The sequence below is a fragment of the Stenotrophomonas sp. 364 genome, from assembly GCF_009832905.1.
GTDB classification, from domain to species: domain Bacteria; phylum Pseudomonadota; class Gammaproteobacteria; order Xanthomonadales; family Xanthomonadaceae; genus Stenotrophomonas; species Stenotrophomonas maltophilia_AP.
The window spans coordinates 2640290-2655142 of record NZ_CP047135.1 but is presented as its reverse complement, the minus strand read 5'-3'; the positions used below and the strand labels follow the sequence as shown (position 1 = coordinate 2655142).

At 67.1% G+C, this 14853-nt stretch carries 10 protein-coding genes and 2 tRNA genes; 2 read left to right on the top strand and 10 right to left on the bottom strand.

Annotation, left to right across the window (positions count from 1 at the left end):
- Positions 1-217: 217 nt before the first annotated feature.
- The 10 genes from pgaD to GQ674_RS12030 all read right to left on the bottom strand — a co-directional run bounded on the left by pgaD (position 218) and on the right by GQ674_RS12030 (position 11204).
- The gene (pgaD, locus tag GQ674_RS12075) at positions 218-688 is read right to left on the bottom strand and encodes a poly-beta-1,6-N-acetyl-D-glucosamine biosynthesis protein PgaD (protein ID WP_159497271.1); all 471 of its coding nucleotides are present in this window, start codon (positions 686-688) and stop codon (positions 218-220) included.
- Complete coding sequence (pgaC, locus tag GQ674_RS12070; RefSeq protein ID WP_128097680.1) at positions 685-1932, bottom strand: poly-beta-1,6-N-acetyl-D-glucosamine synthase; 1248 nt, start codon at positions 1930-1932, stop codon at positions 685-687. Before pgaC ends, pgaD begins: the two co-directional genes overlap by 4 nt.
- Before the next feature lie 7 nt (positions 1933-1939).
- Entirely contained in the window at positions 1940-3835 is a 1896-nt protein-coding gene (pgaB, locus tag GQ674_RS12065; RefSeq protein ID WP_159497270.1) for a poly-beta-1,6-N-acetyl-D-glucosamine N-deacetylase PgaB, read from the bottom strand.
- Between the two features lie 10 nt (positions 3836-3845).
- On the bottom strand, positions 3846-5879 hold the full coding sequence (gene pgaA, locus GQ674_RS12060) for a poly-beta-1,6 N-acetyl-D-glucosamine export porin PgaA (protein WP_159497269.1): 2034 nt from the start codon (positions 5877-5879) through the stop codon (positions 3846-3848).
- A 335-nt stretch (positions 5880-6214) separates the two neighbouring features.
- Positions 6215-7426, bottom strand: coding sequence for an MFS transporter (locus GQ674_RS12055; protein WP_159497268.1), 1212 nt, complete (start codon positions 7424-7426; stop codon positions 6215-6217).
- 504 nt (positions 7427-7930) lie between these two features.
- Positions 7931-8007, bottom strand: a tRNA-Pro gene (locus GQ674_RS12050).
- Between the two features lie 138 nt (positions 8008-8145).
- Positions 8146-8222 (bottom strand) — tRNA-Pro (locus GQ674_RS12045).
- A 56-nt stretch (positions 8223-8278) separates the two neighbouring features.
- On the bottom strand, positions 8279-8392 hold the full coding sequence (cydX, locus tag GQ674_RS12040) for a cytochrome bd-I oxidase subunit CydX (protein WP_038687448.1): 114 nt from the start codon (positions 8390-8392) through the stop codon (positions 8279-8281).
- A 58-nt stretch (positions 8393-8450) separates the two neighbouring features.
- Positions 8451-9605 carry a cytochrome d ubiquinol oxidase subunit II gene (gene cydB, locus GQ674_RS12035; RefSeq protein ID WP_128097677.1) on the bottom strand — a complete coding sequence of 385 codons (1155 nt, stop codon included), beginning with the start codon at positions 9603-9605 and terminating at the stop codon, positions 8451-8453.
- A gap of 15 nt (positions 9606-9620) precedes the next feature.
- Positions 9621-11204 carry a cytochrome ubiquinol oxidase subunit I gene (locus GQ674_RS12030; protein ID WP_159497267.1) on the bottom strand — a complete coding sequence of 528 codons (1584 nt, stop codon included), beginning with the start codon at positions 11202-11204 and terminating at the stop codon, positions 9621-9623.
- 271 nt (positions 11205-11475) lie between these two features.
- On the opposite strand from GQ674_RS12030, the gene cydD reads away from it, so the two are divergent.
- Together cydD and cydC are read left to right on the top strand one after the other, a co-directional pair.
- Positions 11476-13164: a thiol reductant ABC exporter subunit CydD gene (gene cydD / locus GQ674_RS12025; protein WP_236546303.1), complete on the top strand. Its 1689-nt coding sequence runs from the start codon at positions 11476-11478 to the stop codon at positions 13162-13164.
- Entirely contained in the window at positions 13161-14831 is a 1671-nt protein-coding gene (gene cydC, locus GQ674_RS12020) for a thiol reductant ABC exporter subunit CydC (RefSeq protein ID WP_159497265.1), read from the top strand. The genes cydD and cydC overlap by 4 nt, the downstream gene beginning before the upstream one ends.
- The last annotated feature ends 22 nt before the right edge of the window (positions 14832-14853 follow it).

Sequence of the window (14853 nt, the reverse complement as noted above, 5' to 3'; positions counted from 1 at the left end):
AAACTGTCGGGGGTGGGGCGGTGTGGGTGGGCAGGACCGTTGGCGCCATGGATGGCGCCATCGAGCCCCCAAGGACGGGTTCACGGCGTGTCCTGCCCACCCACACCGCCCCGCCCAACCACAAGTAATCCAGAGCCGCGTTGGCCGTTGACGTTGCTCCGGCTCCGGCTCCGGCTCCGGCTTCAGCAGGTGCAGGGCGCAGCCCTGCCGAACCCTCCTACAGCAGCTGGTGGGTCACGCCCACCGGCCGTGCGTGGTCGTCCATATGCAACGTAACCGCCTTCCCGCTGGCCAGCTGCGCAGCCAGCTCCGGGCTGGCGCCCAGGTCGCGCGCAATCTCTTCGCGGCTGGTGTCTTCGTGCGGCGTACGGCGCTCCTTGCCGGCAAACCGCAGACGGTTGTATTCGGCCCAGGCGATCAGCAGCACGGCGGTGCAGACCAGCATCACCGGCAACGCGATGATGATGAACGGGTCGATGGTCTGCTTGTACTCGTACAGCTGCAGCCAGGCCAGACGCCCGCCGAGCAGCCAGGAAATCAGCGTGACCAGCGGGGCCCACAGGTAGAAGTAAAAGCCCCAGAAGGCCAGTGTCACAAAGCCCCAGGCGGTGCGTTGCAGGCGGGGTTGCTGGCGCGGTTTCTGGATCAGGCGCGAGTCGAAGCGGCGGGTGGATTTGACAGTGTTCATCGGATTCCCCGGTCGGGACTGACCCAGACCGCCCGCTTGCCACGGCGCTTGAACAGCGTCTTGGGCAGGGCCACCAGGGTCGTGAACAGGCTGATGAGCCAGTACGCCATCGGGTACCAGATCACCCAGAAGTAGTTGCGTCCAATGTGGGTTTCGTAACGGCGGTCGATGATCAGGCTGCTGGCGAACTGCAGCAGGCACACCAGCGCCAGGATCACCCCGTGCCATTGCGGCAGCAGCGTGGCGATATACAGGTCCTGCGGCATGGCAATGAACTTGCCCAGCACCCAGAGCACGATGATGGCCAGCATGGTGTAGGCCCACAGCACGCTCAGGATGTACTCCAGCAGCACGCCCCACATGCGCCGCTTGCGCCAGTTGAACAGCGAGCCGCCATGCCGCAGCAGCACTTCCACGCCGCCCTGCGCCCAGCGCAGTCGCTGCCGCCACAGGCCCTTGAGCGTTTCCGGCATCAGGATGAAGCACAGCGCGTTGGGCTCGTAGCGGATGTCCCAATGGTCCAGCTGCAGGCGCCAGCTGATGTCGATGTCCTCGGTGACCATGTCATCGGCCCAGTAGCCGATGCGGTGCAGGGCGGTGCGGCGGAATGCAGCGATGACCCCGGAGATGGTGAAGATGCGCCCGTACACGCGCTGGGCGCGCTTGATCATGCCGATGATCGAAGAGAACTCGGCCACCTGCAGGCGCCCCAGCAGGGTGGAACGGTTGCGGATACGCGGGTTGCCGGTCACCGCCCCCACGCGCGGGCCGCTGGTCAGGTGCCAGACCATCCAGTGGGTGGCGTACTCCTCCAGCATCGCATCGCCGTCGATGCACACCAGGTACTCCGACCGTGCGGCCAGCGCGCCCATCCGCAGCGCGTTGGCCTTGCCCAGGTTGCGGTCCAGGTGCACCACGCGCAGCCGCGGGTGCAGGGCGGCCATCGCGTCCAGGCGGGCACCGGTGTCGTCGCTGCTGCCATCGTTGATGGCGATCACTTCGAAGTCCGGGTAGTTCTGGCGCAGCGCCGAGCCGAGTGTATCGGTCAGGTTGTCGGCTTCGTTGTGGCAGGGAATCAGGATCGAGGCGAACGGGTAGCTGGCCATGGGCGGCGGATCGTCGCGATCACGCGCCTTGCGTTCGCGTCGGAAGAAGTAGTACAGGCCACCAGACATCCAGAAGAACGCCATCACCATCGGATAGAAGAAGGCGAACTGGAACAGGGCGAACAGGAAAGGATGCATGGCAGCCTCACTTTTCCTCGTACGGGAAGCTGCGCGAGGACATGCCCGCGCGGGCATCGTAGGTGGACGGACGGCCGGCGATGAAGTCGTCGGGGTACCAGGCGAAATGGCGCACGCCCTGCGCCTGCAGGCGACGGATCTGCGCACGCAGGCGCTCACCGGGAATCGGGGTCTGGGTACGCCAGTCCACCGTCTGCAGTTCGAACATGGTCTGGGACAGCTGCGGGTCGTGCGCACGCACCGCCACCACCAGCTTGTCCAGCCATTTTTCCGGGTTGCGGCTGCCTTCCATCCACGGCATCGCCATCAGCGCGGTGTGGTCGTAGGCCTTGTTGAACAGGTCCAGGCGCTGGGCGAACCAGCTGGCACTCTGCGGCTGCAGCACCGGCTGCGCGTACAGGTTGCGCACCGTGGCCAGCTTGGGCCTCCAGCGCTGCGCGGCGCGGCGCAGCTCCAAAGTGAAGTCGATCAATGCCTGGGTGCGTGCGCCGTCATCGCCTTCGGGCGGCAGCTGGCTCAGCTCGGTGTCGCGCAGGTAGGCATCGTCGTGGAACAGCAGCCCCTCGAAGTAGGAGTTGATCGCCAGGTCTTCGTAGATGTCATCGATGATCCGGCGCACCTTCGGGTTGGTGAAGTCCAGCCGGAAGATGCCGTCGCGCTCGGGGCTCTCGATCGCCAACGCCTTGCGGATGGCCGGGTCCTTGAGCTCGTAGCCCAGCACCGGCAGCCACGCGAAGACCTTCACCCCGGCCCGCGTTTTCAGCTGCCATGCCACGCGGTTGAACAGGTCCGCTCGCATCGGCAGGTGCCGGTTTGGGAAGTACAGCGCGTCGGCCGAACCGTTGCCGTCCGGGTCGGCGAAGGCCTGCAGAAACACGTGGGTGGGGCCGATCTTCTTGACCCGCTCGATCAGCGCATCCAGGTTTTTGGCCAGCTGCGCCGGGTTGGCGTCGTACACCGCGTCCAGGTCGATCTGCAGGGCGCGCATGCCATCGCGCTCGACGTCGCGGCGCAGTTCGTAGGCCAGCTGGATCACGGTCGGGTTGTTGGTCACCAGCAACCGGGCCAGGCCGTGCAGGTCGCGCGTCACCGGCGTGCTGCGGCCTTCCAGGTCGAAGGACACCGGCATGCCGAGCTGCTGGGCGATGTCGTTGCTCAGCGCGTTGTAGGCGGCGTACGGCCACACGATCGCCTTGGGCGACACGCCCACGTTGTTGCGGATCCGGTCCACGCTCAGCTGCAGGTCCGCGCGCAGGCGGGCTTCGTACTCGGCGGCGGTTTCGTAGCGTTTGGCGGTCGGGTCGTAGATGCGGGTGATCACCGCCGGGGTGGAGTTGCCCTGCGGGTTGGACTGCACGCCGTGGTGCAGGTTGTCGGTGTGGCTGGCCAGTTCGATCAGCCCGCTCTTCTGCATCTCGCGCAGTTGTTCCCAGGTCAGGAAATCATCGCGGGTGAAGGGGCGGTAGCCGTAATCGATCTGGCGACCGGCGGGCATGTCCACGTAATCAGTGATCACCGCTACCAGCGCCGGGTAGTTGTAGGCGCGCAGCAGCGGGAACACCTTGCTGTACACGCTGCGCAGGCCGTCATCGAAGGTCAGCAGCACCGGCTTGGACGGCAGCGGGGTACCGCCCTGGGAGGCGGTGATGAGCTGCGACAGCGACACCGGGTGGTAGCCGTGCGCGGACAGCCAGTCCAGGTGGGCCGCGAAGTTCTGGGTGCTGACCGCATAGGCGTCCAGGTCGCTGGTGGTGGCCACGTCATCGCGGATGTCGTGGTAGCTGAGCACCAGCAGGCCGTTGTCGGCCGAATCCAGCAGGGCCGGCTGCGGCTGCGCGTGCGCGGGGACGACCACGGCCAGCATCGCCAGCAGCAGGCCCAGGGTCCAGCGTTTCAGATCCATATGTCCCATCTCATTCTCCCCAGCGCAGGCCGACATCCAGGCCGACGTGTCGTTCGCGTTGTCCGTCGTAGACCGGTCGCGACCAGCTCACGCCGTACTCGAAGATCCGGCCTTCGCCGAGCTGCCATTCGTGGCGGTACTCGGCCGACGGCACGATCGCGCTGCCAAAGCCCTGCTGCCAGTACTGCCCCACCGAGACGGTCAGGCGGTGCCGGAAGTGGCGTTCGTAGTGGCGCCACAACTGCTGGTCCACGCGCAGCCCCAGTTCCACCGAGTGGTCCTCGGACGGATTGAAGTAGGGCACGTCGTCGCGGCTGCCCTGGCTGGCGTAGAGGCTGCCGAGGCCGTCCAGGATCAGCGTGGGACGGGTCAGCAGGCGCTGTTCGATGGCGGTGGTGACGGTGTCGCGGCGGTTGCCATCGTCGTAGCGGAACTGGCTGGCGCCGATGCTCCAATGGGTGCGTTCGTTGCGGCGGTAGTCCGCGGCCACGGCCACGCTGTCGGCGGTGATGCCCGACACGCGCGCCTGCATCGAGGCATCGGCGTCGTTGCGCGCGGCGGTGACGCCCACGTGCCACTGGTCGCTGAACTGCCAGCCGAGGCCGGCGCTCAGGCCGGTATCGCCGATGTGGTCGTTGGCGCGGTTGACGAAAGCTTCGGCATCGGCGCGGCCATAGCGGTAGCGCGTACCAACGCCGACCCGCAACGGGTTGATGGTCTGTTCCTGGAAATCGACATTGCGGCGGTCGGCAAAGGCCACCACGCGCCAGCGGTCGTCGAGGATCGGCGACTGCACTTCCACGCCGTAACGGCCGTCATCGTTGCCCAGCGGCGATGCGCCGCCGCCACCGGAACTGCGCCCGCCCTCGGCGTAGGCATGCAGCTGCCAGCCGCGGTGGGCACGCCAGCTGCGGTCCAGCCGCTGCACCGACGGCTGGCCGGGGTAGCGTTCCAGCAGGGTGTCGTGGATGGGGCGGGCGAGATCGTCGCGCTGCAGCTCCACGTAGGCGTCGTACTGGCCCAGCCGGGCCGGGACGTCGCGCGGGTCCAGCGTGTTGGCCATGCTGTAGCGCTCCAGTGCCCGACGCGGCCAGCCGCGCATCAGGTACACATTGCCCAGCGAAGATTGCGTGCCGGTGTTGCCCGGGCCGATGTCCACCATCTTCTCCAGGTCGCGCTGGGCGGTGGGCAGGTCGCCGCTGTAGGCGCGCACCATGGCCAGGTTGAGGTCGGCTTCGTAACGCGGCCAGTTGGCGTGGGGGGCCTTGGCGCCGTTGGTCCAGCGCCAGGCCGGTTCGTCGGCCTGCCATTTCTTGAGCAGCGCGATGGCGGTGTCGGCCTGTTCGCTTTCCAGGTAGGCGTAGGCCAGTTCAGAGCGCACCTGCGGCTGCGAGGGGTCGGCTTTCATGGCCGCTTCGAGCACCGGAATGGCTTCCTTCGGATGCTGGGTGGCCATCAGCGAATCGCCGATCGGGGCCATCAGGTAGTTCGGCACGGGATGGCCTTCGGCCAGCAGGCTGCGGTATTCGTCGCGGACCTGGCTGTGCCGGCCCAGCCGGTTGAGCAGAATCAGGCGGTCGTAACGGATGCGCAGCGGCGCGGCCTGCACGGTGCTGCCATCGCGGTCGAGGTACTGCTGCATCTGGGCCAGCGCGCCCTCGGCTTCGTCCAGCCGGGTGTCTTCGCTGGCGCCGTAGGCCAGGCTCCAGCCGACCAGCTTGGCCAGGTAGTTGGCTTCAAAACGCTGCTTCTGGCCGTCGTCGAACAGCTGCGGGCGGGCCTGGTACAGCTGCCAGGCGCGGTGCGCGTTGCCGATGTCGGACAGGGTGAGCACCTGCAGCTTGTACAACAGTTCGTCGTTGGGCGACTGCAGCTGGGCCCGCTCGATCGCGGCCAGCGCATCCAGCCATTGGGCGTGGTCGCGGAACTGGCTGATCTGACCCAGTTGGTCCGCAGTGGCGGCGGCGCGGGCGCCGGTGCTGGTCAGACAGAGTGTGGCGCATGCCAGGCCGACGCAAAGCGCCAGCGGCCGATGGTTGTACATGGAACCCCCAGAGCGTCCCTTCAGAGAATATGCTGTGCTCAAAATGTGACGCACATCACATGCCAATCCTGCCTTACTACGCATTTGTTTACAATTCGTTAAAGCACGCGTCACTCTCCACCGTTGTCGCGGTAGATGTTAAACACGTCGTAACGTACTGATCCCAAAGCCCCCACAGGCCGCCGCCACGGCAATGTCCCCGGGGGTGCTGCGCACTGAAGCCGTTCAGTGAGGCGCGCTGGGTACGGTCCAGTCCACATCGCCTGCCGTTGCCGGCAGGTCACTGTTGGACACGCTACGTCAGTAGGTGCGCATGCGGTGTGTAGAAGCGACCTTCACCACTGGTCTTCCAGTTTCTGCGGCTTGCAGGCCACCCACGAGGCGGTGAGCAGGACGAGTGCGCAGATCACCAGGAAGCCGAACGGCAGGTGCCAGCCACCGCTCATTTCGTGCAGCCAGCCGAACAGGAACGGGCCCAGGCAGCTGAAGGCGTAGCCGACGCCCTGCATGAAGCCGGACAGCGCGGCCGAGCCCGCGGGGGTGCGGGTGCGCAGGTTGATCAGGGTCAGCGCGAGCGGGAACGTGGACGGGCCGATGCCGAGCAGGACCGCCCACAGCCACGGTGCCTTCATGGGGGCGAAGAGCAGGCCGGCGAACGCGATGAGGAAGGCCGAGAACCCGATCAGGACCAGCGGGAACGGGTTGCGCAGGCGCACCGCCAGGGCGGGCATGGTGAGCGAGGGCAGCAGGCCGCAGGCGGCGAAGATGGCCACCATGATGCCGCCGAACGCGGGGGTGGCGCCAGCTTCGACGACGATGCGCGGCAGCCAGGTGAACATGGAGTAGGTCATGAGCGAGGTCATGCCGAACATCAGGGTCATGCCCCAGCCGAGCGGGGTGCGCCAGACCTTGCCATGCGGCTGCGCGGCCGGGTTGGCGGCGGTGTCGAGCGGGTCTGGATGCGGGCGGCGGCGGGCGAGCGCCATCCAGGGCAGCGCGGCGGCCAGGGCGAGGATGGCCCAGATGCCCAGTGATACGCGCCAGCCGGCGCTTTGGGCCAGGGGCACGGCGAGCAGGGCCGGCATCATGGTGCCGACCTGCAGGACGGTGATGTAGAGGGTGCTGACGGTGCCGACGCGGTTGGCGAAGTAGCGCTTGACCAGCGGGGGCACGACGACGTTGCCGATGCCCATGCCGGCGAGGGCGACGATGGAGCCGAACAGCAGGCTGCCGATGCCGCCGGCCATGGAGCGCAGCAGCAGGCCGACAGTGGCCAGGCCCATGGCGAGCAGGGCGGTGCGTTCCAGGCCGATGCGGCGGGCCACCATGGGGGTGGTGACGCCGAACAGGGCGAACGATGCGGTGGGCAGCATGCCGAGCACGCCGGTCATGGTGGTGCCGAAGCCGAAGGTCTGGCCGAGCAGGTCGAGCAGCGGGGTGACCGAGGTGACGGCGGTGCGCAGGTTGAGCGCAGCCAGCAGGATGGCCGCAAAGGCGAGCACGCGTCCGCGCAGCAAAGAGGAGGCGTGTGGGTCGGTAGGAGTCATGGACGTGGATCTCGTGCAGGTGGCGCGATCACGGTGGGGGCCGGATGTGCGGAAACGCCGCCACGGGCGCATGGCCGGGGCTGCGTGGGGTCGAAAAGGAATGGCGCGCGCCGCGCGCGTCCCGAAGCGGGGCATTGTACCTGCGCCAAATGAATGGGTCGTGCCAACGGCCGGGCGTCTGGCCATACAAAACACCGCGCCGGGCATGTGGCTATGCCAAACACGGGGCCGGGGCATGTGGATGTGCAAACCACCCCGGTAGAGTCGACCGTTGGTCGGCTGCGCTTTGACGCCAGCGCCAAATCCCCCGTATGCCGATGTCGTCAGGCCGGGCCGCGGCGTGTGGGTACGCGGATCCCTCCATCGTATGGAAGTGCAGCCGACCAACGGTCGGCTCAACCGGCGTGTCCGGCATGGCCACACGCCGTGGATGCGTGCCCTGAACGTCAGGCACAAAAAAGCCCGGAGGACATATGTCTTCCAGGCTTCAATGTGACCATCAAATGGTCGGGGAGACAGGATTCGAACCTGCGACCTCTACGTCCCGAACGTAGCGCTCTACCAGACTGAGCTACACCCCGTAAGGAGCCGCCTATTGTATCGATCCCACCCTTCGGCGGCAAGGGGGACCGTGTTGCTTTCCTTCGGTGCCGTGTTGCCACGGCTTAGACACAAAAGCCTGGAAATCGTGTTTCCAGGCTTCAATGCGACCACCTGAGTGGTCGGGGAGACAGGATTCGAACCTGCGACCTCTACGTCCCGAACGTAGCGCTCTACCAGACTGAGCTACACCCCGAAGGAGCCGCCAAGAATACGGTGTGAAGGCCGTATCGGCAACTCTTTTTTACACTTTCAGCGTTGCTCGTTGTCTAGCCGGCTGGTTTCGCGGGCTTCGAACCACATGCCGTTGAGGATGGCCACGACCGATGCAAGGCCGGCGCCGAGGATCCAGGCGAAATACCACATGTTCACTCTCCTTCATTCGGGGGTGGTGCCGACCGGTGGTCGGCACGCATGAAACCACTCAATACGCGTTGGGGTTGTCGCCCATGTCCTCGGCGGTCGTCTTGCCCTTCATGACGCGGTACACCCAGCTGGTATACGCGATGATGATCGGCAGGAAGATGGCCGTGGCCAGCAGCATGATCCACAGCGTGAGGTGGCTGGACGAACTGTCCCAGACGGTCAGGCTGGAGATGGGCTGGCTGGAGGACGGCAGCAGGAACGGGAAGATCGCAAAGCCGACGGTGAGGATGATGCCGGCGATGGACGCACCCGAGGCGAGGAAGGCCAGGCCGCCACGGCGGGCACGCAGCAGCACTGCACTGGCTAGGGCACCGAGCAGGCCGATCAGCGGGAACACCACCGTGGCGGGCATGCTGCTGTAGTTGCGCAGCCAGCCGCCGGCGACGCTGCCCAGTTCAACGGTCTTCAACAGCGGGTTGGTCGGGCCGTCGGTGACCACCTGCGAGGTGATCTGGTAGCCCGGCAGGCCGAAGGCCACCCAGGCGCCGGCGGCGGCAAACAACACGAAGCTCGCCAGTGCAGCCACGCTGCCATAGCGGGCCGAACGCTCGGCCACCGGACCGTCGGTCTTGAGCACCAGCATCGCCGCACCGTGGGCCACCACCATCGCCACGCTGACCAGGCCCGCCACCAGGGCGAACGGGTTGAGCAGGCCGATCAGGGTGCCGGTGTAGAAGATGCGCATGCTGTCATCGAAATGGAACGGCACGCCCACCAGCACGTTGCCCACCGCCACGCCTGCGATCAGTGCCGGCAACAGGCCGCCGACAAACAATGCCCGGTCCCAGTTCTGGCGCCAGCGCTTGCCGGGCATCTTGCTGCGGTACTTGAAGGCGACCGGGCGCAGGATCAGCCCGAACAGCATCAGGAACACGGCCAGGTAGAAGCCGGAGAAGCTCACCGCGTACAGCGGCGGCCACGCGGCGAAGATCGCGCCGCCGCCGAGCACCAACCAGACCTGGTTGCCTTCCCAGACCGGGCCGACGGTGTTGATCACCAGCCGGCGTTCGTCATCGGTGCGGGCCACGAACGGCAGCAGGGTGCCAACGCCCAGGTCGAACCCGTCCATGACGGCCCAGCCGACCAGCAGGATGCCGAGCAGCAGCCACCAGATCACGCGGAGCGTGGTGTAATCAAGTGCAATGAATTCCATCTGGATTCTCCTGCCTCAGGCTTGGCCGGGGGCGGCGGCAACGGGGGAAACGGGGCGGATGTCGGCCTGCAGCGTGGGCAGGATCTCTTCCGGACCCTTGCGGATCGCCTTCAGCATCAGCTTGACCTCGATCACCAGCAGCACCGTGTACAACCCGGTGAACACCGCCAGCGTGGTCAGGATTTCATGCAGGGCCAGGCCCGACGCGGCGTAGAAGGTGGGCAGCACGCCATCCACCGCCCACGGCTGGCGACCGTATTCGGCCACGAACCAACCGCATTCGATCGCGATCCACGGGGCCGGCAGCGACCACACGGCCAGGCGCAGGAACCAGCGCTTGTCCTGGAAGCTGTTGCGGCACGAGAAGTAGAACGCCAGGGCGAAGAAGGCGATCAGGTAGAAGCCCAGGCCGGCCATGATGCGGAAGGTCCAGAACAGCGGTGCCACGCGCGGTACCGTGTCCATCGCCGCCTTGGAAATTTCTTCCGGGGTGGCGTTGAGGATGTCCTCGCGGTAACGCTTCAGCAGCAGACCGTGGCCCAGATCCTGCCAATGACGGTCGAACATCTCGCGCGCTTCGACGTCGTTCTTGTCCTTGCGCACCCGTTCCAGCGCACCGTACGCCAGCTGGCCGCCGCGGATGCGGTTCTCGGCGCGGCCCACCAGTTCCAGGATGCCCGGGATCGGCTGGTCCAGCGAACGGGTGGCGATCAGGCCCATCAGGTACGGAATCTTGATCGCGTAGTCGTTGGTGTGGGTGGTCTGGTTGGGAATGCCGAAGGCGGTGAAGTCGGCCGGGGCACGCTCGGTTTCCCACATCGCTTCAATCGCAGCCAGCTTCATCTTCTGGTGTTCGCTGGCGGCATACCCGCTTTCGTCACCCAGCACCACCACCGACAGCGACGACAGCAGGCCGAAGGCCGCCGCCACCGCGAACGAACGACGGGCCATGTCCTTGTACTTGCCCCGCAGCAGGTACAGCGCACTGATGGACATCACGAAGACCGCGCCGGTCACGTAGCCGGCACTGACGGTGTGCACGAACTTGGCCTGGGCCACCGGGTTGAACAGCACCGCGGCGAAATCCACCACTTCCATGCGCATCGTTTCGGGGTTGAACACCGCACCGGTCGGGTTCTGCATCCAGCCGTTGGCGATCAGGATCCATACCGCCGACAGGTTGGTGCCCAGCGCCATCAGCCAGGTCACGGTAAGGTGCTTGACCGCGCTCAGCCGCTTCCAGCCAAAGAAGAACAGGCCGATGAAGGTGGCTTCCAGGAAGAACGCCATCAGCCCTTCGATGGCCAGCGGTGCGCCGAAGATGTCACCCACGTAATGGCTGTAGTACGACCAGTTCATACCGAACTGGAATTCCATCACCAGGCCGGTGGCCACGCCGATGGCGAAGTTGATGCCGAACAGCGTGCCCCAGAACAGGGTCATCTGCCGCCAGACCTGTTTGCGGGTCATGACGTACACGCTCTCCATGATGGCCACCATGAAGGACAGCCCGAGCGTGAGGGGGACGAATAGGAAGTGGTACATCGCGGTCAGAGCGAATTGCAGCCGCGACAGTTCTACGACTGTCTGATCAATCATGGCCTGGCTACCTCGTTGGGTTTAGCGTTTCAGGTGGCGGGAAGGGGGGTCTACGGGATGAATTCTGTGACCTGCAACTTCAAATAGCCTTGATTCAGATCAATGTACGAGCGGTCTTTGCAAGGAATCGTATGCGTTCCTGGCAACCTGCGACCGCTTGCCGCACGGGGGCCATGCAGGCACCCACTACAATCGACGGAAACCTCCCTGTGTCCCTGCGTGATCTGCCTTGAGCATACCCCCCGACGCCACTGTTGTTGAAACCACGGCCCTGCGCCGTCGCCGCCTGCACTGGCTGGGCGGGCTGGGCATGGCTGCGCGGGGGCGCCAGCGCATGGCCGCGCTGTGCATCTGCGTGTCCGGGGCGCTGTTGATCGGCCAGGCCGCGGCCATTGCCTGGTTGATCCAGGCCGTGCTGGTGCAGCACCGGCCGCTGGCCGACGCCACCCCGGTGCTGCTGGGCCTGCTGGTGGTGCTGGTGGCGCGCGCGCTGCTGGGCAGCGCCACCCAGGCTGCCGCCGGCGATGTGGCCGATGCCGCGCGGCTGGCCCTGCGTGAGCGGGTCTACCGGCGCCTGCTGGGGCGCGGGCCCTTGTGGCTGCGCCAGCAGCGTACCGGCGAGCTCGGCGAGCTGATGCTGGCCCATGCAGATGCAATCGAGAACTATTACGCCGGGTATCAGCCGGTCCGTATCGAAGTGGTGGTGGTGCCGCTGCTGATCGCGCTGGCGGTGGCGTGGACCGACTGGGTGGTCGCGCTGATCCTGGTGTTCACCGCGCCGCTGGTGCCGTTCTTCATGATGCTGGTGGGCTGGGGCGCAGAAGCGGCCGGGCGCGCGCAGCTGGGCGAGCTGGCCCGCATGAGCGGGCATTTCGCCGACCGCATCAAGGGCCTGGGCCTGCTGCGCCTGTACGGGCGGGGCGAGGCCGAACTGGAGGGCGTGGCCGCCGCCGCCGAAGGCGTGCGCGAGCGCACCATGAAGGTGCTGCGCATCGCCTTCCTGTCGTCCACCGTGCTGGAATTCTTCGCCTCGGTCAGCGTGGCCATGGTCGCGCTGTATTTCGGGCTGAGCTACCTGGGCCTGATGTCGTTGCACGCGCAGGTGCCCACACTGGGCGTGGGCATGTTCTGCCTGTTGCTGGCGCCGGAGTTCTACGCGCCGCTGCGGCGCCTGGCCGCGCATTACCACGACCGTGCCAACGCGCTGGCCGCCGCCGCCGAGGTGGAGCGCCTGCTCGGTGAGCTGCCGGATGCGGAGGCGGGCGGCGACGCCCCTGCCGCCGTTGCGCGTGCGCCCGAACTGCTGGAACAACATGCCCCGCCGGTGCAGGTGCGCGACCTGGTGTTGCGCCCGCTGGGCGCGCAGCACGACGTGATCCAGGGGCTGTCGTTCCAGATCGAGCCCGGTCAGCGCCTGGCGCTGGTCGGCCCCAGCGGCAGTGGCAAGAGCACCCTGCTGGAAGCGCTGGCCGGCTGGCTGCCGCCGCAGTCGGGCAGCATCGTGCTGCGCCCCGGGCTGGAAATCGGTTATGCCGGGCAACGCCCCTACCTGTTCCACGGCAGCATCGCCGACAACCTGCGCCTGGCCGACCCGGGCGCCACCGACGCGCACCTGCGCGCGGTTGCCGAGGCGGCGCAGGTGATGCGCTTCGCGTCCGCCCTGCCGGACGGCCTGGATACGGTGATCGGCGAGCGTGGCTTTGGTCTGTCCGGCGGAGAAGCACGCCGCATCGGCCTGGCGCGACTGTTGCTGCGCGACCCGCAGCTGCTGCTGCTCGATGAACCCACCGCCTTCCTCGATCCGGACACCGAGGCCGACCTGCTGCGCACGCTGGCCGCGTTCGCGCGCGGCCGCAGCGTCATCATCGCCACCCACAGCGAGACCGCCATGGCCTGGGCCGATACACGCCTCACGCTTACCGCCAGCGGCACCGGCAACACGCGGGAGGTGTCGGCATGAGTGCGCCGCGCATCGACTCGTTGAAGCAGGTATTTACCCGCCATCGCGGTCGCCTGGTACTGACCGTACTGCTGCTGTGGACCACCATGCTGGCCGGCACCGCATTGCTTGGGCTGTCCGGTGGCTTCCTGACAGCGGCCGCGCTGGCCGGAGCGGCCGGGCTGGGCAGCGGCTTCAACTTCTTCTCACCCTCGGCGGGCATCCGCGGGCTGACCATGGCGCGGATCGCCTCGCGCTATTTTGAAAAGCTGGTGGGCCACGACGTCACCCTGCGCATCGCCCGCGACCTGCGCGTGTGGTTCTTCCGCCGCGCGCTGCCGTTGGCGCCGGCGCGACTGGCCGGCGTGCGCACTGGCGAGCTGCTGGCGCGTCTGATGTCGGACATCGGCGAAGTGGATGGCCTGCTGGTGCGCGCCATCGGCCCGCTGCTGGCGCTGGGCGGCATCTCGCTGGTGGGCGTGATCGCCGCCGGCATCATCCATCCGCCTGCAGCGGTGCTGCTGGGCGTGCTGGCACTGGTGATCGGCGTAGGCGTGCCGTGGCTCACCGTGCGCGGTGCCGGTGACCAGGAGCGCGACCGCGCGCTGCATCGCGCACAGCTGCGTGCGCAGTCCTTCGAAGGCCTGGAAGGCGCGGCCGACCTGACCGCCCTGCAGGCGCGTGAGCACTGGAACCTGCGCGTGCTGGTGGCGGCCAAACAGCTGAAGTCGCGCGACCGCCGGCGCCGCGTGCGGTTGATCGGCGGCAATGCGCTGCATGGCGTGTGCGCGGCCGCTGGACTGGTGGCCATGCTGTGGCTGGCGTTGCGCGGCTTCGAGCGCGGCGCCATCGATGCCGCCTTGGCTGCGGGCCTGGTGTTCCTCACCGTGGCGCTGCTGGAACTGTGGGCGGCCATCGGGCTGGCGTGGCAGTCGTGGTTGTCCGGACGGGTGGCGGCGGTGCGGCTGGAGCAGATCGTCGATCAGCCCGCCGGTGTCGCCGAGCCGGTGAACCCGGTGCCGGTGCCCGCCGAACCGGCCACGCTCAGTGTGGAGCACGTGGCGTTCCGCTGGCCGGGGCAGGAGCGGGCATTGCTGGACGGGCTGCAGTTGCAGCTGCGCCCGGGTGATCGCATCGCCATCCAGGGCGACAGCGGCTGTGGCAAAACCACGTTGTCGTCACTGCTGCTGCGCCTGTGGGACCCCGACGCGGGGTACGTGCGCTACGGCGGCGTCGACATCCGCCAGTTCGCCCAGGCCGACTGGCACCGGCAGGTGGCATGGCTGCCGCAGAACGCGCCGGTGTTTGCGGGCAGCGTGGCCGACAATCTGCGGCTGGGTGATCCGCAGGCGACGGATGCGCAGCTGTGGCAGGTGCTGGCGGATGTGCGCCTGCGGGCCTGGGCCGAACAGATTGGCGGGTTGCAGGCGTGGGTGGGCGAGAACGGTGCCACCATGTCGGCCGGGCAGGCGCGGCGACTGGCGCTGGCGCGGGCGCTGCTGCGCGGTTCACCGATTCTGTTGTTGGACGAGCCTACGGAAGGGCTGGACGTGGACACCGCGCATGCGCTGTTGCATGACATGGTAGGGGCGCTGGGCAACCGGAGTCTGGTGATGATTACGCATGATGTGTTGCCGGAGGGCATCGTGCATCGGAGCTACCGGTTGCGGGATGGGCAGTTGCAGTAGGTGGGTAGCGCCACCGTGATCA

Excerpts from the sequence above, each read along its gene's own strand:
- pgaD (WP_159497271.1), bottom strand. The coding sequence starts at position 688 with ATGAACACTGTCAAATCCACCCGCCGCTTCGACTCGCGCCTGATCCAG.
- pgaC (WP_128097680.1), bottom strand. The coding sequence starts at position 1,932 with ATGCATCCTTTCCTGTTCGCCCTGTTCCAGTTCGCCTTCTTCTATCCG.
- pgaB (WP_159497270.1), bottom strand. The coding sequence starts at position 3,835 with ATGGATCTGAAACGCTGGACCCTGGGCCTGCTGCTGGCGATGCTGGCC.
- pgaA (WP_159497269.1), bottom strand. The coding sequence starts at position 5,879 with ATGTACAACCATCGGCCGCTGGCGCTTTGCGTCGGCCTGGCATGCGCC.
- GQ674_RS12055 (WP_159497268.1), bottom strand. The coding sequence starts at position 7,426 with ATGACTCCTACCGACCCACACGCCTCCTCTTTGCTGCGCGGACGCGTG.
- cydX (WP_038687448.1), bottom strand. The coding sequence starts at position 8,392 with ATGTGGTATTTCGCCTGGATCCTCGGCGCCGGCCTTGCATCGGTCGTG.
- cydB (WP_128097677.1), bottom strand. The coding sequence starts at position 9,605 with ATGGAATTCATTGCACTTGATTACACCACGCTCCGCGTGATCTGGTGG.
- GQ674_RS12030 (WP_159497267.1), bottom strand. The coding sequence starts at position 11,204 with ATGATTGATCAGACAGTCGTAGAACTGTCGCGGCTGCAATTCGCTCTG.
- cydC (WP_159497265.1), top strand. The coding sequence starts at position 13,161 with ATGAGTGCGCCGCGCATCGACTCGTTGAAGCAGGTATTTACCCGCCAT.